Genomic DNA, 21446 nt, shown 5'->3' with positions numbered 1-21446 from the left:
TCGTCTACGGCCCTGAAATCGCTGCTGGACGCTGACATGATCGCCTGAGGGCGGTCAGAAACCATGTATGACCTGCACAATTCGAGGAGGCTCGCGTGACCCGTAACGATCATGTGCTGGTGACGGGCGTCGGCGCGATGACACCACTGGGAGCGGATGCTCCGTCGTCGTGGTCCGGGCTGCTGGACGGCAAGTCGGGGGTGCGATTCCTGGAGGAGGAGTGGGCCGCGGACCTGCCCGTGCACGTTGCGGCCGGGCTCACGGTGGACCCTGCCTCCCTCCTTCCGAGGACGGAGGCCAGGAAGCTGGACCGCGGTGAGCAGGTCGCTGTCCTCAGTGCGCGCGAAGCCTGGCAGGACGCCGGTGCGCCCGAGGTCGAGCCGGAACGATTCGCCGTCGTCATCGGTACGGGGACCGGTGGCGTCCTGACCACCTTGGGGCAGGACGACATCTTCGAACGCGCCGGGATTCGCCGGATGTCACCGTTCACGGTCCCCATGCTGATGCCCAACGGTCCCGCTGCCTGGGTGAGCATGGACCTGGGCGCGAAGGGAGGCGCCAGGACTCCGGTGAGCGCCTGTGCGTCCGGGGCGGAGGCTCTCGCCCTGGGGCAGGATCTGATCCGGAGCGGGCGGGTGGACGTGGTGGTCGCGGGTGGGGTGGAGGCGTGCCTGCACCCCTTCACCCTCGCGGCGTTCGCCCAGATGAAGGCTCTGTCGACGCAGTCCGTGGACCCTGAGTCCGTGTCCCGCCCGTTCGACGTCAAGCGGTCCGGGTTCGTCATGGGCGAGGGTGCGGGAATGATGGTGCTGGAGCGTGCCGAGTTCGCCCGGGGCCGTGGAGCGCGTACGTACGGCGCGCTGGCCGGCAGCGCCGTGAGTTCGAGCGCGAACCACATCTCGGCCTCCGACGCGGAAGGCCAGGTCTTCGCCATGGAACTGGCTTTGCGCGACGCCGACTTGACCCCGGCGGACATCGGCGTCGTGCACGCACACGCCACCTCGACGGAGTCCGGTGACCTGGCGGAGGCCGAGGCGATCGGCCGTGCGATCGGCACCCACGCCGCAGTGACGGCGACGAAGTCGATGACGGGTCACATGATGGGGGCGTCCGGAACGGTGGGCGCCATCGCAGCTCTGCTCGCGCTCCGGGACGGCACAGTGCCGGCCACGCGGAACCTCGACGAACTCGATCCGCGCGTGGAGCTGGACGTCGTGAGCGGCGAGCGGCGCACCGGTCGGTGGTCTGCCGCGCTGGCCAACTCGTTCGGGTTCGGCGGGCACAACGTCAGCCTCGTCTTCACCACGACCCGCACGGTGGGACCAGAGGAGACCAGCCGCTGAGCCTGAGGCCTACTGCCGGACGCGGACGACGAGTTTGCCCGTGGCGCGGTCGTGCTCCATGTCGTCGTGCGCCTGCGGCACCTGCTCCAGGCCGTCGTACACGCGGTCCACCGGGAAGGTCAGATCGCCGGCCGCGACCGCGTCGACGATCTCCTGGAAGACCTCCTGTGGCAGGTCGGAGGCGTCTCCGAAGTACCCCGCCAGGCGTACGCCCCTCGGCAGGTACTCGTTCGGGGAGAAGTCCCGCACCGTCCACTGGTTGGAGAGGCTGCCGCCGAAGCAGCCCGTGCCGTGCACGCGTACTGCGCGCAAGGTGTCGGGCAGGGTCGGCGTACCGACGAGATCGAGTGCGGCGTCGACGCCCTCCGGAAAAAGTTCGCGTACGGCGGGCGCGACCTCGCCGGTGTCGAGCAGCGGGTGGTCGACGCCGTGCGCCTTGAGCGAGGCGAGGCGGTCGGCGCGCCGGGTGGTGGAGAGTACGGACGCGCCGCGCCATGCGGCCAGGGCGGCAGCGGCAAGGCCCACCGAGGAGGTGCCGCCCCGGATCAGCACGGTCTGGCCCGGCTTCAGGTCCAGGCCGACAGTGAGCGAGCCGTACGCGGTCTGCACCATCTCGGGCAGGGCGCCCAGCACCTCCCAGGGCAGATCGGTGTCGACGGGGATGACCTGGGACAGCGGTACCGACGTGTACTCGGCATAGCCTCCGTCGAAGGTGCGGCCCATGTCCCCCATCATGGCGACGACCTTCTGCCCGGGAGCCAGCCCACTGCCGGCCGGGGCCGCGTCGACGGTGCCCGCGGCCTCGATACCCGGCACGCGGGGAAACGTGACGCCCACGCTCAGCCCCAACCGGAGCTTCAGTTCGGAGCGGTTGAGACCGAAGGCCTCGACGCGGATGCGCACCCAGCCGTCCCGCTCGGGCGGGAGCGGGAGGGTGGTCAGCCGCAGGTTGTCCACGGGACCGGGTGCGGAGAGCCGGACGGCGCGCATGGAGGTCGGTGGGGGCGTCATCGGCCTGCGCATCGGTGCCATGCGCCCACGGTAGCGCCGCCAATATGCTGCGTTTGCAATTAACCCGCGTCTGCAATTATTGTTGACGCTTGTAAGGCGCTACCGCACATGCCTCCAGAGAGTACGTGATCACCATGAGCTCCGTCCCCCGCATCACTCTCAACAACGGCGTCACCATGCCGCAGCTCGGCTTCGGTGTCTTCCAGGTGCCCGACGAGGAGACCACCTCCGCCGTCGGCAGCGCCCTGCGCGCCGGCTACCGCAGCATCGACACCGCCGCGATCTACGGCAACGAGCGGGGCGTCGGCAAGGCGCTCGCCGACTCCCAGATCGCCCGCGACGAGCTGTTCGTCACCACCAAGCTGTGGAATGCCGACCAGGGCTACGACGCCACGCTCGCCGCCTTCGACTCCTCCCTGGACAAGCTCGGGCTCGACCACGTCGACCTGTACCTGATCCACTGGCCGACCCCGGCCCGCGACCTCTACCTCGACACCTGGCGCGCCCTGGAGAAGCTGTACGCCGACGGGCGCACCCGCGCCATCGGCGTCTCCAACTTCCAGCCCGCACACCTGGAGCGCCTGCTGGACAGCGCCTCGGTCGTGCCGGCCGTCAACCAGATCGAGCTCCACCCGGGCCTCCAGCAGCGGGAGTTGCGCGCGTTCCACGCCCGGCACGGCATCGCCACCGAGGCCTGGAGCCCGCTCGCCCAGGGCGCCGTCCTGGCAGACGAAGCGGTCACCTCCATCGCCGCGAAGCACGGCAAGAGCCCGGCCCAGGTCGTCCTGCGCTGGCACCTGCAGACCGGCAACGTGGTCATCCCCAAGTCGGTGACCGAGGCCCGCATCCACGAGAACCTCGACGTCTTCGACTTCGAGCTGAGCGCCGCCGACATCGACGCGCTCACCGCCCTGGACCGCGGCATGCGCACCGGCCCGGACCCCGACACCCTCAACTGACGTCTTCAGGACGCCACTCCCCCACCCCCACGCAGTCACGATCGAGGCACCACCATGAGCATCCGTTCCCTGCTGCCCGGCCGCATCGGCTTCGGCACCGCACCCCTCGGCAACATGTTCCGCGCCATCCCCGACGAAGAGGCCGCCGCCACCGTGCAGGCCGCCTGGGACCAGGGCATCCGCTACTTCGACACCGCACCGCTGTACGGCGCCGGTCTCGCCGAGATCCGTCTCGGCGACGTCCTCGCCGACAAGCCCCGCGACGAGTACGTGCTGTCCACCAAGGTCGGCCGCGTCATCCTCGACGAGGTCGAGGACCCCGCGAGCCGTGAACTCGGCGAGAAGGGCGCCCTGTTCGAGCACGGCCGCCCGAACAAGATGGTCAACGACTACAGCGCCGACGCCACCCTGCGCTCCGTCGAGGACAGCCTCAAGCGGCTGCGCACCGACCGTCTCGACATCGTCTGGGTCCACGACGTCGCCCAGGACTTCTACGGCGACGACTGGGTCGGCGTGTACGAGAGCGCCCGTACCGGAGCCTTCCGCGCCCTGACCCGGCTGCGCGAGGAGGGCGTCATCAAGGCCTGGGGCCTCGGCGTCAACAAGGTCGAGCCGCTGGAGATGACGCTGGACCTCGACGAGCCGCGCCCCGACGCGTTCCTCCTCGCGGGCCGCTACACGCTGCTCGACCACTCGCGCGCCCTGCAGCGCCTGCTGCCCGCGGCGGCCGAGCGGGGCGTCGACATCGTCGTCGGCGGCCCCTACAGCTCCGGCATCCTCGCCGGTGGCAGCCACTTCGAATACGCCGAGGCTCCGGCCGACATCGTCGAGAAGGTGGGCCGCATCAAGGGGCTGGCGCAGGAGCACGGGATCGGCATCAAGTCCGCCGCCCTGCAGTTCGTCCTGGCGCACCCGGCCGTCGCCGCCGCCATTCCCGGCGCGACCCGGCCCAGCCGTATCGCCGAGGACCTCGGCGCCCTCACCGAGGACGTCCCGTACGCCTTCTGGAAGTCCCTGCGCGACCAGCAGCTCATCGCGCACGACGCACCGGTTCCCGTGAAGGACGCCTCATGAGCTCCACCGTCGTCACCCTCGACGTCCCGCAGAGCGCCGACCGCGTCTGGCAGCTCATCGGCGGCTTCGGCTCCCTGCCGGACTGGCTGCCGTACATCACGGAGAGCCTGCTCGGTGAGGGCGGCCGCGTGCGTACGCTCACCAACGCCGAGGGCGGTGTCATCGTCGAACGCCTCGAATCCTTCGACGCCTCGGCGCGCAGCTACGAGTACTCCATCGCCCGGGCGCCCTTCCCAGTCACGGGCTACCGGTCCACGCTCACGGTTCTCGACCGCGGCGCCGACGGGGCGCGGGTCGAGTGGTCGGGCAGCTTCACCCCGGACGGTGTCAGCGACGCCGAGGCGGTCGCCCTCTTCGAGGGCATCTACCGTGACGGACTCGCCGCTCTGGAGCAGACGCTGGCCGCCTGAGCCCGGTCATGCAGCACATGCGAGGGGCGCCCGCGTACTGCGGGCGCCCCTCGCGCACGTGTCAGGCCTGCACCTTGACGGCGGTGCCCACCTCGGGCTGCGCTCGCACGACCCGGCGGGCCCGGGTCGGCATCGCGAGCGTCGGGTTGGCGACGGCCCAGGCCGCGCTCTTGCAGATCAGTTCCTTGTAGACGGCGGCGAGGCGCCCGGTCAGGGCCGCCTTGACGGCCCGGTCGTCGGCGGTGACGTACTGGATGAGGCCTTCCTTGCGTCCCAGCGAGATGCACTGGTTGAAGTAGCGCAGCGGTGTCTTCGGGAGCTTGCCGCCGGTCAGGCGTGCCGCGAGGGAGTCCGCGGCCTGCCAGGCCATGGGGGTGCCCGATGCGCACGACATCCGCAGCGGCTTGTCGCCGGGGCCCATGGCCATGCCCGCGTCGCCGACGGCGTACACGTCCGGGTGCGAGTGCGAGCGCATCGTCCCGTCGACCATGATCTGGCCCGTACCGCTGACCTCCAGGGTGGTGGCCTGTGCGATCGGGTGGACCGCGAAGCCGGTGGTCCAGACGGTGGCCGCGCTCGGGACGAAGGCGCCGTCGGCGGTGGCGATCCGGCCGGCCTCCACGGCGGTGACGTCGGTCTGCTCGTGGACGGTGATGCCGAGCTTGTCGAAGACCTTCCGCAGGTGCCCGCGCCCCTTGGGCGAGAGCCAGTCGCCGAGCCCGCCGCGGACGGCGATGGCGACGTCGAGGTCCGGGCGGGCCTCGGCGATCTCGCTCGCGGCCTCCACGCCGGTGAGGCCGCCGCCGACGACGACCACGGGCTGTCCTGCGCCCAGGCCGGCCAGGTGCTCGCGAAGCCTCAGTGCTCCGGGGCGGCTCGCGATCTGGTGGGCGTGCTCGGCGACGCCGGGCACGCCCTGGTCATTCCAGCCGCTGCCCAGGGCGTACACGAGGCTGTCGTACTCCAGCTCCTCGGTCCCTTGCGCACCGCTCACGGCGACGGTCTTCCGCTCGACGTCGACGCCGGTGACCTTCGCGATCTTCAGCTCGACGCCGGTGCCCGCGACCATGTCGCTCAGGGGGCGGGGCGCGAGGTCCTGGCCGGCCGCGAGCTGGTGCATACGGACGCGCTCGACGAAGTCGGGTTCGGCGTTGACGAGGGTGATGGCGACATCCTCGCGCTGCACTCGCTTGGCGAGGCGCCCGGCGGCGCTGGCTCCGGCGTATCCGGCTCCGAGGACAATGATGCGATGCTGCATGTCTGGGCTCCTGTCTCGCGGTCTCGACACTTGAACCGGACAGCCCGCCGATTCCTGACAGACCTCGATGTGAAGCACGTCACACCGGCATCAGAAGGCGTTGAACAGGGGTTCCCCGTGGCCGGTGGCCGCCCACCGACGGGACGCGCGTCCCAGCTTGTCGGGGTTGACCTGGTTGCGGAACGCGGCGATGCCCTCGTCGGTGATCTCCAGGCAGAGAACGCCGACGACCTGGCCCTCGAACACGGCCACAACGGCGGGGGCTCCGTTGGCGGTCGAGATGTAGACCTCCGGAGAGCCGCCGACCAGGGAGCGTTTGGCCACGCTGGGCTTGAACAGGCCCCGCATGAACTTCGCGACCGCGACGGCACCCTCGAACGCCTTCGTCCGGGCCGGGATCTTGCCGCCGCCGTCCCCGATCGAGATGGCATCGTCGGTGAGCAGCCGTACGAGCGGCTCGGTCCGGCCGGTCGTGGCAGCCGCGAGGAACTCCTCGACGATCCGCTTGGCGGCCGCCTCGTCGATCTCGGTGCGGGACTTCCCGTCCGCAATGTGCTTCTTCGCGCGGTGGAAGATCTGCTGGCTGGCCGCCTCGGTGATGTCGAGGATCTCGGCGATCTCCCGGTGCGAGTAGGTGAAGGCCTCGCGCAGCACGTACACCGCCCGCTCGTTGGGCGACAGGCGCTCCATGAGGACGAGGACCGCGTACGAGACCGATTCGCGCTGCTCGACGGTGTCGGCCGGGCCGAGCATCGAGTCCCCTTCGAGCAGCGGCTCGGGGAGCCAGTGCCCCACGTACGTCTCGCGCCGGGCGCGGGCCGACGCGAGCTGGTTGAGGCACAGGTTGGTGAGGACCTTCGTCAGCCAGGCCTCGGGGACCTCGATACGGTCGACGTCCGCGGCCTGCCAGCGCAGGAACGTCTCCTGGACCGCGTCCTCCGCCTCACTCGCGGATCCGAGAAGCCGGTACGCAATGGCTTCCAGACGGGGCACAGAAGCCCCGAAACGGTCCACGTCCTTCATGTTCAGCGGCATGACCAGGATCTTAACTCGCACCACGGACAAGGGCCGTTGAGGGCCCGGCGATTGTCAGTGGCCCGGCGTACGTTGCCCAGATGATCGGGAAACGAACCTTGGACGCCGCCGCCCTGGATGCCCGGGAGGCAGCGGCGGAGTACGACAACGCCCGTGCCTGGCTCGCGAGCTCGGCACGGACGGCGACCGCACCGCTGGCGGCCGATGTCTGGGTCTTCGACCCCGGCCTGACGCATGTCCTGTTGGTCGACCACCGCTGGCGCGGATGGGTCGCACCGGGTGGAAGCGTTGATCCGGGCGAGACGCCCCGGGAGGCGGCGGCCCGTGAACTGTGGGAGGAGACCGGTGTCAGAGCCGAGCTCCTCGCCGTCCCGGCGGCCGTCACCGTCCGCTCGTACCACGCGGACTGGTCGGCCACGATGGGCGTGAGCTTCGCAGCAGTCGTCGACCGGTCGACGACGCTGGTTCCGGAGGCCGGGCAGCCCGTGGCATGGCTGCCGCTGGGTGAGGCCTGGCAGGGGTACTTCCCCGAAGACCGCCTCAGGATGAGGGAGTTCGCCGCGTCCATCGCCGTGGAACGGCACGGCGTCGCCCCAGCCACGGATTGATTACGGCCTCGCCTTCCCACCTCCGTCATCTCCGCGCTGCGGCAACATCACGCACCATGAGCAGAGACCGGTACGTCGACTTCCTGCGCGCGTGGGCGATCGTCCTTGTCGTACTCGGGCATTGGCTGATCACCGCCCTGGTCCGGGAGCCGGGCGGGGAGATCACCGCGCCGGAGCTGCTGGCGACCGTCCCCTGGACCCAGTGGCTGACCCTGGGATTCCAGATCATGCCGCTGTTCTTCCTCGCCGGCGGCCATGCGGCGGGCGGCTCATGGGCAAGGGCTCATGAAGCAGGCGGATCGGCAGCCGGGTGGGTGGGGCGGCGGGCGTTGAGGCTGCTCCTCCCGGCCGCCGCGTACAGCGCTCTCGTGCTGCTCGCCGTGGGGGTCTGCTCGGCCGTCCGCGTGGATCGCGACACCCTCGCGCTGGTGGGGTGGGCCATGGCGATGCAGTTCTGGTTCCTGCCCGTGTATCTGCTCCTCAGCGCCCTGACTCCGGCACTTCACGCGGCCCACCGGCGCTGGGGACTCCTGGTCCCCGTGGCCCTGGGAGCAGCCGCGCTGGCGGCCGACACGCTGGTGGTCGCGGTGCACGCCCCGTACATCGGGCTGCTCAACTACGTGCTCGTGTGGGGCGTGGCCTACCAGCTCGGCTTCTGCTGGCACGACGGCCTGCTCACGGAGCGCCGCCCCGTACCGGCCACGATGGCGGCCGTCGGTGGGCTGGCCTTCGCGGCGCTGATCACGGTCGGGCCGTTTCCGGTGAGCCTGATCATGGTGACGGGCCAGGACCCCAGCAACACCAATCCGCCGTCGGCGGCGATGCTGGCGTGGGCGGTGGCCCAGGTCGGTCTGTGCCTGCTCGTCGCGCCGGCGCTCCGGCGGCTGCTGGGCCGGGCCCGCATATGGAAGGTGGTGCGCCCCGTGGGCGGCGCGAGCATGACGCTCTACCTCTGGCACATGCTGCCGGTGCTGGTCGTCGCCGCCGCGTTCTACCTGACCGGGCTCGCGCCGGAACCTTCCTTCGGGTCCCCGGCGTGGTGGGGACTGAGGGTGCCGTGGCTGCTGGTGCTCGGTGTCGTACTGGCCGGGGTCCTGCTGGCGCTCAGGCCGCTGGAGTACGGGCTGATGCACGTGTACGAGCGCACCCTGGCGGCCGGTGAGGCGTACCGCCCCTGGCAGTTGTGGCTCGGTCTCGCGGCGAGCGTCGCCGCTCTGACCCGCTTCGCCGTCCAGGGTTTCGCGTACGAGGGCCGGTTTCCGCTGCTGCCCACGCTGGGCCTGGCACTCGGTACGGCCCTGCTGATGGCACCCCGCCGCAGGCCGGTGCGACCCCGCGTCGAGGAAGCGGACGGGGAAGTACAGCCCAGCGAAGGCGTGGTCAGGCTGCCTGCCACAGCTCGACCCGGTTCCCCTCGGGATCGGTGACCCACCCGAACCGGCCGACACCGTCCATGTCCTGCGTCTCGTCGGCCACGTCCGCTCCTTTGGAGCGCAGCTGCGCGAGCATCGCGTCCAGGTCGCGGACCCGGAAGTTCAGCATGGTCTGCTGACCACGGGAGCCGAGGTAGTCGGTCTTCGACTCGAACGTCGCGAACACGGTCGGCCCGGCGCCCTGACGCCACAGACCGTGCTCGTCGGCATCCAGTCCCAGGCAGTCGCGATACCAGGCGCCCAGGGCTGCCGGGTCGGCTGCCCGCACGAAGTACCCGCCGATTCCAAGCACACGTTCCATTCCGCCATCCTGGCAGGACGGTCGGCCGGACCTGGCGGCGCCACACCAGCGGTCAGACGGGCGGGCGGTTCCGTGCGCCGATGAGAGAGACCCGGGTGGGATCCGAAGCGGTCTGGGCGGGCACCAGGAGCGACGGGACGAGGCGCCCTTCGGACTGCCCCGCCTGCGCGGATTCCGTGTCCCACGATCCGGTGGTCCGTACATAGCCGTAGACAACCGAAATCATCGCAACAACCAGAAGCGGACCGAACACCCACGGGTTCTCGGCCATCACCATCGGCAGATACCGGTAAGCCACAAGGCACAGAACGAATACCGTCGAACCATAGGCGATCAGCCGAATCGCCGACCAGTCCCAGCCGCGGTCGAATGCGCGCATCGCCGCCTCGACCGTGAGCGCGAACACCACGCCGACAATGAGATCCGAGCCGTAGTGGTAGCCGAATCCCAGTGTCGCGGTGAGCGTCGCAATCAACCAGAACGCTCCTGCGCAGCGCATCATCCGTGAGCCCTTGCGGGAATGAATGAAGAGCGAGGTGGCCCACGCCGTGTGCAGGCTGGGCATGCAGTTGCGGGGGGTGATTTCGTCGAACGGGATCGGATACGGAGCGGCACTGATCACCGGTGCGGTGTCCGGCCACACATTGGCCACCGCCCAGTGCCCGCCGTCGGCTCCGTACGCGAAGATCGGCCCGACCACCGGGAAGAGCATGTAGACAGCCGGTCCGAGCAGGCCTATCACCAGGAAGGTGCGTACCAGGTGGTGGCGCGGGAAGCGGCGTTCGACCGCCACGTTGCGCAGCTGGTAGAGAGCGATGAGGGCTGCTGCCAGCGGGAGTTGACCGTAGACGACGTGAAGTGTGTGGGAACCGATCGAGCCGGTCGACTCCACGAGCCGGCCCACCAGCCACGACGGATTGCCCAGGGCGTGATCGGCGGTTGCCACGTACGGGTCGAGCACCGAAGGGCGTGTCTCCGACGTGATCAGCAGCCAGGTGTCGCCGGTCTTGTGGCCGGCCACCAGCAGCAGGCCGAGTCCGACGCCTTTCAGCATCAGGAGGCGTTCGCTGCCGATCAGGCGCGTCATCGCGATGACGGCGCAGCCCAGAATCACCCACAACGCGCCGTTGCCGAAACTCGGTCCGACTCCGAGCGCCCACCGCACGAGATTGAAAACAGCGTCGATTCCGAGCGCGGTACCGGCCGCAATGAGTCGTTGCCGCCAGGTGAGCACCACCATCATCAATGCCAGACCGGCATAAAGCAGCGGCCCCGACTTGGGTGCGAATATCACCTCTTGCGCCTGATTTGTGAGGGGCCCCGGAATCCCGTAGTGGCGCGCGGAAATCTCGAGCGCGATCAGGAATCCGAGCACGGCCACGCCCGCGGTGGCCCACAGGATCGCCCGTGGCTCACGCGGTGCGACGGAGATCGCCCCGCGCCTTATACGCGAAAGTATTCGCGAAGTTTCGAGTGTCAATTTCGGGCCTATTTGTCAGACGGGCGGGCAGAACGCGGTCGTGAGTTCGATCATGTTATCGGAGAGGTGCAAGCGGCTCATACGACGGGTTCGGTGCGTATGAGGATCGTCTCGGCCAGGCGTCTGCTGTGGGCGATCGCTTCGGCGGCAGTGGTGCCGCGGGCAACGACATGACCGACCTTGTCCTCGTTCCAGGTCAGCGGTGGCACCACGTCGCCGGGCCGTAGATCGAGTTGGAGGTCGGCGCATGCCGGGTCCGCGCGTACGGCGTCGACGCCGGTCACTTCCACGACCCGTCCGGGCTCCGGCGTAAGGAAGCGGACGGCCGCTCCGCCTCGCGGTTCCGGCGACGCGGTCAGCGGTTCCACCAGGCCGAACCCTGCGCCGAGTGCGTAGCGCTCCATGTCGACGCCGTAGGCGATCTCGGCCAGTTCGTTGATCCGGTCACCGCCGATGCGGTTGTGCGACTCGATGATCCGCGGTCCGCGCGAGGTCAGCTTGACCTCCGTGTCCTCCATGAGGAACTCGTCGAAGGAGTCGGTCCCCGTCAGATCCCTGGCGTCCCAGTGCCGGTCGCCGAGGGAACGGAACCGGTCGGCGACCGCGTCCACGTCGGCACGGTCGTGGATACGGAAGATCCCCAGGCTGCCCGATTCGCGGATCGGCTTGACGATGACCGGGAGCCCGTGCGCCGCCACGAACGCCCGGACGTCCTGCGCGGATCGGCCGACCGCGGAGGCCACGGGGCTGATCCCCTTCGCGGTCAGCTCCCGGCGCATCTGCCACTTGTCCAGCAGCAGCTCCACGGTGGCGACGGATTCACCACCGAGACCGAGCGCCTCGTTGATCCTGGCCGCCGGAAGCAGCCCGAGCTCGAACAGCGAGACTGCGGCCTGGAACGGGTATGCCGCATGCAACGCCCGGACCATCGGCAGGAGCCGGTCGGTGTCGCCGTAGTCGAGCAGCAGTGCCTGATCGACATAGGGCCAGTGATCGCGGTCGTACGCATCGGGGAACTGCGCGAGGACCACGTCCAGGCCGAGCTCCCGCGCCTTGCGTACATGCTTCGGGCTGCCGCCGACGACCAGGATGCGAGGCCGCGGGGCGGTGGGTGCCGCGTACACGCTTGCGGATCTCATGTCTCAACACTGAAGCAGGTCACGAGGCTTGGCATGCCAATTGACGAACGTCGTTAACTGGGGCGCCTGCTGGACACCGAGACGGGGTCGGAGTCTTTCGGGCCGCGTAGGGCGATGTAGACGAACAGTGCGCCCATGACCGCGACTCCGGCCCACATGGCCTGCTGCCAGCCGTCGACGAAGGACTGCTGGGCGGCCTGGACGATCTGCTGCGCGTGCGAGGGCGTACTGCCCGAGACTTCGACGGCGTTGGCGATGCCTTCGCGGGCGGTGTCTGCAGCTCCCTGGGGGACGCCGTCGAGCTTGCCGTCGATGGCGCTGCGGTAGCCGGTCGCCAGGAGCGCGCCCAGCAGGGCGACACCGAGTGCGGTGCCGAACTCACGGGTGACGTCGTTGAGAGCAGAGGCGACGCCCTGCTTCTCGCGCGGCAGCGATCCGGTGATGGCCTCGGTGGACGGGGTCATCGACAGTCCCATTCCGATACCCATGGCCAGCATGCCCGGCAGCATGGACGGATAGCCGCCGTCCACGGAGACGAAGAGGGCCATCAGGACCAGGCCCACGCCGGCCAGCGCGATTCCGGCGGCCATGGTGGAGCGGGCGCCGACGCGGGCAGTCACCTTCGGCGCCAGCCCTGAGGCCGCCATCATCATGACGGCCATGGGCATCATCGCCACCGTGGACAGCAGGCCCGACCAGCCGAGCACGGCCTGGAAGAACGGGAACAGGACCACGGCGATGCCCGCCTGGACGCCGAAGACCACCAGCAGTGTGAGGGAACCGCCGGCCAGGCCGCGCTCCCGGAAAAGGCGTACGTCCAGCAGGGACGCGTCGCGGCGGTGCAGCTCCCAGGCCACGAAGGCGACGGCGGCGATGAGGCCGACGGCAAGGCTGATCAGCGTCACGGGGGCGGTCCAGCCGCGCTCGGGGCCCTCCTGCAGCACGAAGATGAGGCCGATCACGGCGACGGTGGAGACCAGCGCGCCGATGGTGTCGAAGGAATGGGCCGATCGCTCACGGGAGTTGGGCACCACCTTGAGCGTCATGGCCAGGGCCACGACGACCAGCGCCACCGGCAGGACGAACAGCCATCGCCAGTCCGCGACGTCGACCAGGAGCGCGGAGAGGAACATGCCCAGGATGCCGCCGCCTCCGGCTACGCCCGTCCACACGCCGATCGCCTTGCCGCGCTGCTCCTCGGGGAAGGTGGAGGTGATGACGGCGAGCGTGATCGGCATGATCATCGCGGCGCCGACTCCGCCCGCCACCCTGGCCGCGATCATGACCTCGGCGGTCGGGGCCAGGCCCGCCACGACATTGGCGACGCCGAAGATGCCAAGTCCCGCGATCAGCATGGGCTTGCGGCCCAGACGGTCGCCGATCGCGCCCAGCGGCAGCAGCAGTGCGGCCAGGGCCAGGGTGTAGATGTTGATGATCCACAGAACCGTGTTCTGCGAGGCGCCGAACTCGACCGCCATGTGCGTCTGGGCGACGTTCAGTCCGGACACCGAGGCGATGACGGCCATCAGCGCGATCGAGACAGCGATGAGGATGGTGCGCAGCTGACGCGCGTCCGGCTGGTTCGTACTCATGGGTTCCTCTCAAAACGCCAGGCGGAAGGCGGCGCCGGACGGGGCATTGCCGCTCCGGGCCTTCCGTCGTCGACGCTAGGCCCGCTTTGCATCATGGGCATACAATGTTGCCTATGACGCAAGAAGAAGGCGATCTGGACAGCCTCGTACGCAAACGGATCCGCGCTCTGCGGGTCGCGCAGGGCTGGTCACTGGAGGAATTGGCCACCCGCGCCCACCTCAGCCAGTCCTCGCTGAGCCGGATCGAGAACGGTCAGCGCCGGCTCGCGCTGGACCAGCTCGTCACCCTGGCCCGCGCCCTGGACACCACCCTCGACCAGCTGGTGGAGAACGCCGCCGACGATGTCGTGATCAGCCCCATGGTGCACGGCACCCACGGTCTGAGCTGGCCGGTGAAGGGCGACCCGACCACGAGCGTGATGCGCCAGCGATTGACCGAGCCGCCGCCCGACAACCCCGCCAAAATGCGCGCCCACCCGGGCCGGGAATGGCTCGTCGTACTGTCCGGCACCGCGATCCTGATGCTGGGCCACCGCCGCTACCGCGTCGAGACCAACCAGGCCGCCGAGTTCCCGACCATGCTGCCGCACGCCATCGGCGCGGACGGCGGCCCCTGCGACATCCTGGGCATCTTCGACCGCGACGCCCGCCGCGGCCATCGCGAGCCCGGCGACCGGCTCGCGATCGGTGACTGCGACAGGGAAGGCAGCTAGCGCTCGACGGCGCCAATTTGCGTACCCGGCAGCGAATCGGGGCATCCTCTTGCGTTATCCGCAAGGGGTGGTGCCCATCGCGCATGAGCCGCTTAACGTGGCGGTATGACCCAAACGCACACCCCCCACCACGGCCACTCCGAACACGGTCACCACCCGCAGCACGGCTCCGACAGCGGGCAGGCGGAGATCCTGGACCTGGATGCGGAAGTCCTCGCCGAGCACATCGCCGCCATCATCCAGTGGCTGCCGCTGACATCCGGCCCGCGGGAGATCGTGGATCTGGCCTCCGGTACCGGAGCGGGCGCCTTCGCCCTCCTCGACCGGTTCCCCGAGGCGCACGTCGTCGCCGTCGACGCCTCGCCCGGACATCTGCAGCGGCTGCGCGAGAAAGCGTGCGCCCTCGGTCTGGAGGACCGTGTTCGCACCGTGCAGGCCGACCTCGACCACGCCACTTGGCCCGACCTCGGCTCGCCCGATCTCGTATGGGCGTCGGCCTCCATGCACCACATGGCCGACCCCGGCCAGGCCCTGCGCACCGTCCACGACCTGCTGGTACCCGGCGGCCTGTTCGCCGTCGTCGAACTGGCCGGCTTCCCCCGCTTCCTGCCCGAGAACGCGCCCGCGGACCGGCCCGGCCTCGAAGAGCGCGTCCACGCAGCGACCGACCGCTTCCACGCCGAGCACGTGCCCCATCGCGGCGCCGACTGGGGGCCCATGCTGAGCGGCGCCGGATTCGACGTCGAAGGCGAACTCACCGTCGCCGTCGACATCGACGGCACGGGCGACGCGGCGATCGGCCGGTACGCCCTGACTTCCCTGCAGCGCATCCGCGGCGCAGCCGCCGAGGCGCTCTCCCCGGAAGACCTCGGCGCGCTCGACCGCCTCCTCGACACCAGCGGCCCGCACAGCATCCTGCGCCGTGACGACCTCGAGGTCCGTACCGAGCGCACCGTCTGGGCCGCGCGCCGCAACTGACGCGCCCTCAGTCCACCTCGGCGATCGTCCCGTCCGGTTTCAGCTGCGCCAGTCTCACTCCGGTCGTGCAGGCGTCGACGTACGAGGAGCGGTTGACGCTCCCGAACTTCTTCGTCAGGTGCTGGACATCCCACTGGTGCCCGCAGTCCGCTTCTGTCGGGAGTGCTCCGGCGGGGGTGACTCCGCCCCGGCGAAGGCGCGCGTCGCGCAGCAACTTCCCCTCGTACTGCCCTTGCTGCTCAGCGTCGGCTGTCACAGCGAACCGGGCTCGTTCCTCCCGGTCGGCCCGCTGGCGGTCCGTCTCCCGACCCCCCGACATGCGCCCGTTGTCGCCAAAGACGACCATGTCAACCGTCACCGCTGCGATGGCCAGCATCCCCAGCACGACGAGAACCACGCCCCACCCGCGTCTCCCCATGGCGCGGAGCGTAGCAGTGGCCAGGGCGTTGCTTTCCGGCCCGGGCCAGAGCCTCCTCCGCCTGGGCGGCAAGGGTGGCGACGAGATCGGCCGCGGGCGGCAGATCCGTGATGAGGTCGACCCCCTCTCCCGCCCAGATGGGCAGGGGTGGGATCACCCCTCGCGCCACATCGTCCTGGTAGGCGCGGCGGGCCTCGGCGTCGCCCGCGAGTTCGGTCTCGCGGCCGCGCCACCGGTCGAGATAGGGGTGGCCGAGCGTACGGGCGGCGTACTTGTCCGTGGGCCAGCTCGCGCCGCGGGCGAGGTCCAACACCGTGTTGCGCTCCGTGTCCTGGCCGCGCCCTTCGACGATGGCCCTGCTGATCGCCGGGTCGACCAGCGCCTCGGCAGAAGCCTGGAAGCGGGTGCCGATCAGTGCTCCGGCAGCCCCCAGCGCCAGTGCCGCAGCCACACCGCGGCCGTCCGCGATCCCGCCGGCAGCCAGGACCGGGACCGGCGACACAAGATCCACCACCAGCGGTACGAACGGCAGCGTGGACCGCCCTCGCCGGGCACCGTGCCCACCGCTCTCGCTCCCCTGTGCCACGACGACGTCGGCACCCGCGTCCACGGCCCGTTCGGCCTCCTCCACATCGGTGACCTGAACGATCAGCACCGCGCCCGACCGCCGGATCCGGTCCGCGTACGGGCCCGGATCACCGAAGGACAGCATCACCGCCGCCGGACCGAACTCCAGTGCCTGCTCCACCGCTTCGGCCTCGACCGCCCAGGTGAGAAAGCCGACGCCCCAGGGTTCGTCAGTGCCCTCGGCGACGATCGGCAGTTCGCGCTCCAGCCACGCCCGGTCCCCGTACCCGCCTCCCAGCAGCCCGAGACCACCCGCCCGAGAGACAGCCGCGGCCAGCGCACCCCCGGCTGAACCCCCCATCGGCGCAAGCACAATGGGGTGCCGCACGCCCAGCAACTCCGTCAACGCCGTCGACATCGTCATGCCCCCATCCTCCCTCCCCCGCCGTGGGACACGAGAGTGCGGGCAGTCCGATGCCCGGCCCGTCCGCATACCCTCTTCCCTGTGCCGGCCTCTCCCCTCCATCACGTCGCCGTTCTCGTACTCGACGGTGCGAAGCCTCTCGATGTCGGTATCCCCGCGCAGGTCTTCACGACCCGCGCGAGCATGCCGTACGAAGTACGGGTGTGCGGTGCCGCACCCGGTTCGGTCTCGGGCGGCGACGGCTTGTCGTACGACGTCGCCCACGGCCTGGAGGCACTTGAGTGGGCCGACATCGTCTTCATCCCCGGCTACCGGTTCCCCGACCGCGACGACCCGCCGAAGACCGTCGTCGACGCGCTCATCGCCGCCCACGACCGAGGGGCACGGCTCGCCGCGATCTCGACGGGCGCCTTCGCGCTGGCTGCCACCGGCCTCCTCGACGGCAAGCGCGCCACGACGCACTGGCATTACACGCGGGCGCTCGCGGCGAAGCGTCCGCACGTACAGGTCGACGAGAACGTTCTGTTCGTCGACGAGGGCAGCGTGCTGACGTCGGCGGGCGCGGCCTCGGGCATCGATCTGTGCCTGCACATCCTGCGCGGCGATCTCGGGGTGTCCGCGTCGAACCATGCCGCGCGGCGTCTGGTCGCGGCGCCGTACCGTAGTGGTGGTCAGGCGCAGTACGTACCGCGCAGTGTGCCCGAGCCGCTCGGCGAGCGGTTCGCCGCGACCCGGGAGTGGGCACTGCACCGGCTCGACGAGCCCCTCACGCTCGACGCGCTCGCCCGGCATGCGGCGGTGTCGCCACGCACGTTCTCGCGGCGCTTCGCCGAAGACACCGGGTACACGCCGATGCAGTGGGTCATGCGCGCCCGGATCGACCTGGCCCGCGAACTTCTCGAACGCTCACAGAGGGGCATCGAGCAGATCGCAGCCGACGTCGGCCTCGGGACCGGTGCGAATCTGCGGATGCACTTCCAGCGGATCCTCGACACCACGCCGAGCGAATACCGGCGCACCTTCACCCAGGGCGAGTAGTCCTCGGCCGTGTGGCGCGATCCTTGCGGACCCTGGCGATCCCGCCGCTGTCACCGATGCGGGCCGCGCGAGAGCCTGGTGGTGAACCGGAAGGGACACCACCATGACTCGCATAGCCATCAACGGATTTGGCCGCATCGGACGCAACGTGCTCCGCGCACTGCTCGAGCGCGACAGCAAGATCGAGGTCGTCGCCGTCAACGACCTCACGGAACCCGCCACCCTCGCCCGGCTTCTCGCCTTCGACACGACCGCCGGCCGTCTCGGCCGCCCGGTGACGGTCGACGGTGACGCCCTCGTCGTCGACGGCCGTCGTATCGCGGTGCTCGCGGAGCGCGACCCTGCGCAGCTGCCGTGGGCCGAACTCGGCGTCGACATCGTGCTGGAGGCGACCGGACGCTTCACCTCGGCCGCGGGCGCCCGTGCCCACCTGGAGGCGGGCGCGAAGAGGGTCCTCGTCAGCGCGCCTGCGGACGGCGCCGACGTCACGCTCGCGTACGGCGTCAACACCGGCGCCTACGACCCGGCCGCGCACACGATCGTCTCGAACGCCTCGTGCACCACGAACGCGCTCGCACCGCTGGCCGCCGTACTCGACGAACTCGCCGGCATCGAACACGGCTTCATGACGACGGTGCACGCCTACACGCAGGAGCAGAACCTGCAGGACGGCCCGCACCGCGACGCCCGCCGCTCGCGAGCCGCCGCGGTCAATATCGTGCCCACCACCACCGGTGCGGCCAAGGCGATCGGCCTCGTGCTGCCGCAGCTCGACGGGAAGCTGTCGGGTGACTCGATCCGCGTTCCCGTGCCGGTGGGTTCGATCGTCGAGCTCAACACGACGGTTGCGCGCGACGTGACGCGCGAGGACGTTCTGGCGGCGTACCGCACTGCTGCGGAGGGGCCGCTCGCGGGCGTACTGGAGTACTCGGAGGACGCACTGGTGTCCTCCGACATCACCGGCAACCCGGCCTCCGCGATCTTCGACTCGGCGCTGACCCGCGTCGACGGCCGTCACATCAAGGTGGTCGCCTGGTACGACAACGAGTGGGGTTTCTCGAACCGCGTGATCGACACGCTCGAACTCCTCGCCGCGAGCTGAGCGCAATCCGGGCTGTCAGCGCTGCAGTTGGCCCACGGAGCCGGCTGCAGCGCCCTGCCCGCTGAGGGGATACGGCCCTCTGCCAGACTGCAGCGGTGAGCGCCGAGCAGCGCGGCGGAACGCTTCGACGGTGAATTCAGCGACGCCTACGGGCTCGACGACGTCAGCTGGGAGACCTTGCACGAGGTCACCCGCCACACCCCTGGCTTCCTCGCCTGGCAGGATCCGCACTGGCTCGTCCACTGCCGGGACGCAGCTGCTTTCCTCGGGGAGGTCGACCACGCCGGTCTTGCGGCGCACCCCGAGGCCCTCGAACACCTCCGTGCCGAGCTGCGTCTGAGCGGCTGGCACGACGCGGCTCAACTCGAGGACTTCCTGGCGAACCTCGGTGGCGGAGCGACCGCCATGCTCTTCCGCTGCACCGTGTGCGGCAGCCATCTCGCCTACGCCGACGCTTCTTGACCCGTCAGGACTGACCTGCCATGCGGGCACTGAGTGTCCGGACCACCTCGGTGAGGACCTTGTCCCGCCAGTTCTTTTCGGCCTGCGGGTACTTGCCGACGCCGTCCGCCGTCGACAAGCCGCTCACCTCGAACTCGTACGGCCCCTGGTGGCAGACCAGTTCGTGGGTGCGGTCCTGGGTGTAACACCCCGGCGCACCCAGCGAGTTGCCCAGGTCCCGGAACGCGTCGGTGCCTTTGCCCGCGTCCTTCGCCTCGTCGTCCCGGTCCTCCGTGTAGGCCTTCGTGACCAGGGCAGGGTCGGCGATGGTCTTGAAAACGATTTTGATGCTGCTGTTGTGCTCGCTGTCGTACTTGGCAGGCAGCCCGAACTTCGTCTCGCAGCCGCCCTTCGGTACGTCGCCCGTGGTGCCCGGGTCCGCGTCCTGGAGCGGGTTGAAGTTGATGATGGTGACCTTGATGGGCTCGCGTGCGAAGTCCTCGGCCTGCGGCAGGATCGCGCGGACCTCCTCGTCTCCGAGCACCTTGCACGCATCCGGCCACTGTGCGACAGGCAGCGAACTCCCCTGCGGGGGCTGGTCGTCGAGGCGCGCGCCGGAGGCCTTCGCCGTTCCGAACTTCAGCGCAGGCGGCGACTCGTTGCCGCTGCAGCCGGTCAGCACCGCTGCGGTGGATACGGCGACCGCACAGGTCAGGACACTGCGACTCAGGTGGATCTTCGGCACTGACGGCTCCCGTTTTGCAGACACGGGGGATCCCCCTCCCCCGGTCTCATTCTCAGCGCCCTGCCGTACCTGCCGCTCGCGATCTTCGCGATGCGTCCTGTGATCTTCCCGACAACGCGTGTCTACTTGTTCGGGTCGCGGAAGCGGCCGAACGCCTTGGTGAGGGCGCTCAGGGGTGAGCCGTCCGGCTTGGCCGGGCCCTGCGCGGACGGCCGGGGCACACCGTCTCCTCCGGTCCCGTCCGCCAGGGCGGCCTGTGCCGCCTCGGCCGCCTCCCGGTACCGGTCGCGGGAGTTGGTCATGGCATCGAGCGCCTCGGCGTACCTGGTGACCATGGACTGGGCGTGGACCAGCTCCTCGTCCGGAGTGAGCAGGTGCCAGCCCCGGCGCAGCCGCGTCAGCGCCTGCTCGGCGTCGGCCAGCAGCGGGCGCGGGAGAGCCGCGAACTCCTGGATTCTGTCGAGGAGTTCGGTCGGCTCCGAGCCGTCCAGGAAGACGCTGCGGACCGTGAAGCGCTCCGCGTCGTAGCCCGGACCCTGCGGTGACATGGGCAGGACGACCGCGCCACCGCGCGGCATCCGCACGTTCAGCTCCTTCTTCATCGCGAAGTCGGCGATCTGCGCCTGCTCCGGCGTCCCCCGGTGCTCGACGACCCGGTGCCGCAGGCTGGGCGGCAGGAATGCCGAGACCGGCTGCTGCCCCCGCGCATCCGGTGTCATCGCCTCGTGGACCACGACGTGGATGTACCAGCTCTGGCGGGCGACGTCGCGCAGCCGGTGGCGCAGCTCGTCGTCGTCCTTCGGCAGGTGGTTCGTCGTCCGCAGACGCAAGCCCGGCACCGTGTCGTGGTCCCAGGCGACCCGGTCGCTGTCGGGCCAGAAGATGGTGGCGGGTGAGGGCCAGTGCGGGTGCCATGCCCGCTCCGCTTCGGCGGCGAGGACCCAGGTGACGCCTTCGGCGTCCTTGCGGCGGGTTTCGGGCTCGTACGTGGCCAGCTGTGCGCGCACGGTGATGTCCCCGGTGACGCGCCAGCGCGCTTCGAAGAGGCGGCGGGCCGTCGGGCCGGGGTCGGCGGACTCGTCCCGCGGGTGCAGGACGGTGGAGCGGGCCGCCTCGACGGGGTCGAGGTCCAGGAAGTCGTCGATCACCCCGGCCGCCTTGAGGGCGATCAGGTTGCGCCGGACGTCCTGTTCGGGCTCGGGCCCGAGGTGGCGCCCGCGCCCCAGCCACGCGGTGTCGGGGACGGTGGTCGAGGAGCTGCTGTTTTTGGCCATGGCGTCGTTCTGTGGGTGATCGGGGCCTGACCAGTATGGTCCGTAGCCCTGTCGATGCAAGAACAGGCGTGCGCGCGGCGGGTACATGCCATGCCCGGTTACC

At 70.0% G+C, this 21446-nt stretch carries 21 protein-coding genes and 1 pseudogene; 11 read left to right on the top strand and 11 right to left on the bottom strand.

Annotation, left to right across the window (positions count from 1 at the left end; translation table 11 throughout):
* The first annotated feature begins 95 nt into the window (after positions 1 to 95).
* Complete coding sequence (locus OG707_RS39410) at positions 96 to 1343, top strand: beta-ketoacyl-[acyl-carrier-protein] synthase family protein (protein WP_329126769.1); 1248 nt, start codon at positions 96 to 98, stop codon at positions 1341 to 1343.
* A 9-nt stretch (positions 1344 to 1352) separates the two neighbouring features.
* Here the strand turns inward: OG707_RS39410 and OG707_RS39405 are convergent, their stop codons facing one another.
* Positions 1353 to 2375, bottom strand: coding sequence for a zinc-binding dehydrogenase (locus OG707_RS39405; protein WP_329126767.1), 1023 nt, complete (start codon positions 2373 to 2375; stop codon positions 1353 to 1355).
* A gap of 113 nt (positions 2376 to 2488) precedes the next feature.
* On the opposite strand from OG707_RS39405, the gene OG707_RS39400 reads away from it, so the two are divergent.
* Genes OG707_RS39400 through OG707_RS39390 form a run of 3 tightly spaced genes read left to right on the top strand, consistent with a single transcriptional unit; the run spans position 2489 to position 4797 of the window.
* Positions 2489 to 3313, top strand: coding sequence for an aldo/keto reductase (locus OG707_RS39400; RefSeq protein ID WP_329126765.1), 825 nt, complete (start codon positions 2489 to 2491; stop codon positions 3311 to 3313).
* A 54-nt stretch (positions 3314 to 3367) separates the two neighbouring features.
* Complete coding sequence (locus OG707_RS39395) at positions 3368 to 4387, top strand: aldo/keto reductase (RefSeq protein WP_329126763.1); 1020 nt, start codon at positions 3368 to 3370, stop codon at positions 4385 to 4387.
* Positions 4384 to 4797 carry an SRPBCC family protein gene (locus OG707_RS39390; RefSeq protein ID WP_329126762.1) on the top strand — a complete coding sequence of 138 codons (414 nt, stop codon included), beginning with the start codon at positions 4384 to 4386 and terminating at the stop codon, positions 4795 to 4797. The genes OG707_RS39395 and OG707_RS39390 overlap by 4 nt, the downstream gene beginning before the upstream one ends.
* A 61-nt stretch (positions 4798 to 4858) precedes the next feature.
* Here OG707_RS39390 and OG707_RS39385 read toward each other — a convergent pair whose 3' ends face one another.
* Together OG707_RS39385 and sigJ are read right to left on the bottom strand one after the other, a co-directional pair.
* Positions 4859 to 6055 (bottom strand): NAD(P)/FAD-dependent oxidoreductase, encoded by a 1197-nt coding sequence (locus tag OG707_RS39385; RefSeq protein ID WP_329126761.1) that lies wholly within the window; start codon positions 6053 to 6055, stop codon positions 4859 to 4861.
* Positions 6056 to 6145: 90 nt separating this feature from the next.
* Positions 6146 to 7090, bottom strand: coding sequence for an RNA polymerase sigma factor SigJ (gene sigJ / locus OG707_RS39380; protein ID WP_329126759.1), 945 nt, complete (start codon positions 7088 to 7090; stop codon positions 6146 to 6148).
* An 80-nt stretch (positions 7091 to 7170) separates the two neighbouring features.
* Between sigJ and OG707_RS39375 the strand changes: the two genes are divergently transcribed.
* Together OG707_RS39375 and OG707_RS39370 are read left to right on the top strand one after the other, a co-directional pair.
* On the top strand, positions 7171 to 7698 hold the full coding sequence (locus tag OG707_RS39375) for an NUDIX hydrolase (protein WP_329126757.1): 528 nt from the start codon (positions 7171 to 7173) through the stop codon (positions 7696 to 7698).
* Between the two features lie 56 nt (positions 7699 to 7754).
* Positions 7755 to 9125: an acyltransferase family protein gene (locus tag OG707_RS39370; RefSeq protein WP_329126756.1), complete on the top strand. Its 1371-nt coding sequence runs from the start codon at positions 7755 to 7757 to the stop codon at positions 9123 to 9125.
* Here OG707_RS39370 and OG707_RS39365 read toward each other — a convergent pair.
* The 4 genes from OG707_RS39365 to OG707_RS39350 form a co-directional block, all read right to left on the bottom strand.
* Complete coding sequence (locus OG707_RS39365; RefSeq protein WP_329126754.1) at positions 9079 to 9432, bottom strand: VOC family protein; 354 nt, start codon at positions 9430 to 9432, stop codon at positions 9079 to 9081. The genes OG707_RS39370 and OG707_RS39365 overlap by 47 nt on opposite strands.
* Positions 9433 to 9484: 52 nt before the next feature.
* Complete coding sequence (locus OG707_RS39360) at positions 9485 to 10834, bottom strand: phosphatase PAP2 family protein (protein ID WP_329128209.1); 1350 nt, start codon at positions 10832 to 10834, stop codon at positions 9485 to 9487.
* A gap of 155 nt (positions 10835 to 10989) precedes the next feature.
* Positions 10990 to 12051 (bottom strand): ATP-grasp domain-containing protein, encoded by a 1062-nt coding sequence (locus OG707_RS39355; protein ID WP_329126753.1) that lies wholly within the window; start codon positions 12049 to 12051, stop codon positions 10990 to 10992.
* A gap of 53 nt (positions 12052 to 12104) precedes the next feature.
* Positions 12105 to 13643 (bottom strand): MFS transporter, encoded by a 1539-nt coding sequence (locus OG707_RS39350; RefSeq protein ID WP_329126751.1) that lies wholly within the window; start codon positions 13641 to 13643, stop codon positions 12105 to 12107.
* A 113-nt stretch (positions 13644 to 13756) separates the two neighbouring features.
* Here OG707_RS39350 and OG707_RS39345 point away from each other — a divergent pair, with 113 nt between their 5' ends.
* Together OG707_RS39345 and OG707_RS39340 are read left to right on the top strand one after the other, a co-directional pair.
* A complete protein-coding gene (locus OG707_RS39345; protein ID WP_329126749.1) occupies positions 13757 to 14356 on the top strand; it encodes a helix-turn-helix domain-containing protein in 600 nt (199 codons plus the stop codon).
* 105 nt (positions 14357 to 14461) lie between these two features.
* Positions 14462 to 15334 carry a class I SAM-dependent methyltransferase gene (locus OG707_RS39340; protein WP_329126747.1) on the top strand — a complete coding sequence of 291 codons (873 nt, stop codon included), beginning with the start codon at positions 14462 to 14464 and terminating at the stop codon, positions 15332 to 15334.
* A 7-nt stretch (positions 15335 to 15341) separates the two neighbouring features.
* On the opposite strand, the gene OG707_RS39335 is transcribed toward OG707_RS39340, so the two are convergent.
* Both OG707_RS39335 and OG707_RS39330 read right to left on the bottom strand, forming a co-directional pair.
* A complete protein-coding gene (locus OG707_RS39335) occupies positions 15342 to 15590 on the bottom strand; it encodes a hypothetical protein (RefSeq protein ID WP_329126745.1) in 249 nt (82 codons plus the stop codon).
* Between the two features lie 91 nt (positions 15591 to 15681).
* A complete protein-coding gene (locus OG707_RS39330; protein ID WP_329126743.1) occupies positions 15682 to 16743 on the bottom strand; it encodes an NAD(P)H-dependent flavin oxidoreductase in 1062 nt (353 codons plus the stop codon).
* 81 nt (positions 16744 to 16824) lie between these two features.
* Between OG707_RS39330 and OG707_RS39325 the strand changes: the two genes are divergently transcribed.
* From OG707_RS39325 to OG707_RS39315, 3 genes and pseudogenes are all read left to right on the top strand, one after another.
* A complete protein-coding gene (locus OG707_RS39325) occupies positions 16825 to 17781 on the top strand; it encodes a GlxA family transcriptional regulator (RefSeq protein ID WP_329126742.1) in 957 nt (318 codons plus the stop codon).
* A gap of 103 nt (positions 17782 to 17884) precedes the next feature.
* Positions 17885 to 18883, top strand: coding sequence for a type I glyceraldehyde-3-phosphate dehydrogenase (gap, locus tag OG707_RS39320; RefSeq protein ID WP_329126740.1), 999 nt, complete (start codon positions 17885 to 17887; stop codon positions 18881 to 18883).
* A 120-nt stretch (positions 18884 to 19003) separates the two neighbouring features.
* Positions 19004 to 19345: pseudogene (locus tag OG707_RS39315) on the top strand (CbrC family protein); the annotation flags it as partial.
* 4 nt (positions 19346 to 19349) lie between these two features.
* On the opposite strand, the gene OG707_RS39310 reads toward OG707_RS39315, so the two are convergent.
* Together OG707_RS39310 and OG707_RS39305 are read right to left on the bottom strand one after the other, a co-directional pair.
* Positions 19350 to 20069 (bottom strand): hypothetical protein, encoded by a 720-nt coding sequence (locus tag OG707_RS39310; RefSeq protein WP_329126738.1) that lies wholly within the window; start codon positions 20067 to 20069, stop codon positions 19350 to 19352.
* 122 nt (positions 20070 to 20191) lie between these two features.
* Positions 20192 to 21343, bottom strand: coding sequence for a hypothetical protein (locus tag OG707_RS39305; protein ID WP_329126736.1), 1152 nt, complete (start codon positions 21341 to 21343; stop codon positions 20192 to 20194).
* Positions 21344 to 21446 lie beyond the last annotated feature (103 nt).

It is taken from the genome of Streptomyces sp. NBC_01465 (genome assembly GCF_036227325.1).
In the GTDB taxonomy this organism is placed as follows: domain Bacteria; phylum Actinomycetota; class Actinomycetes; order Streptomycetales; family Streptomycetaceae; genus Streptomyces.
This window is presented reverse-complemented; position numbering and strand designations above follow the sequence as displayed.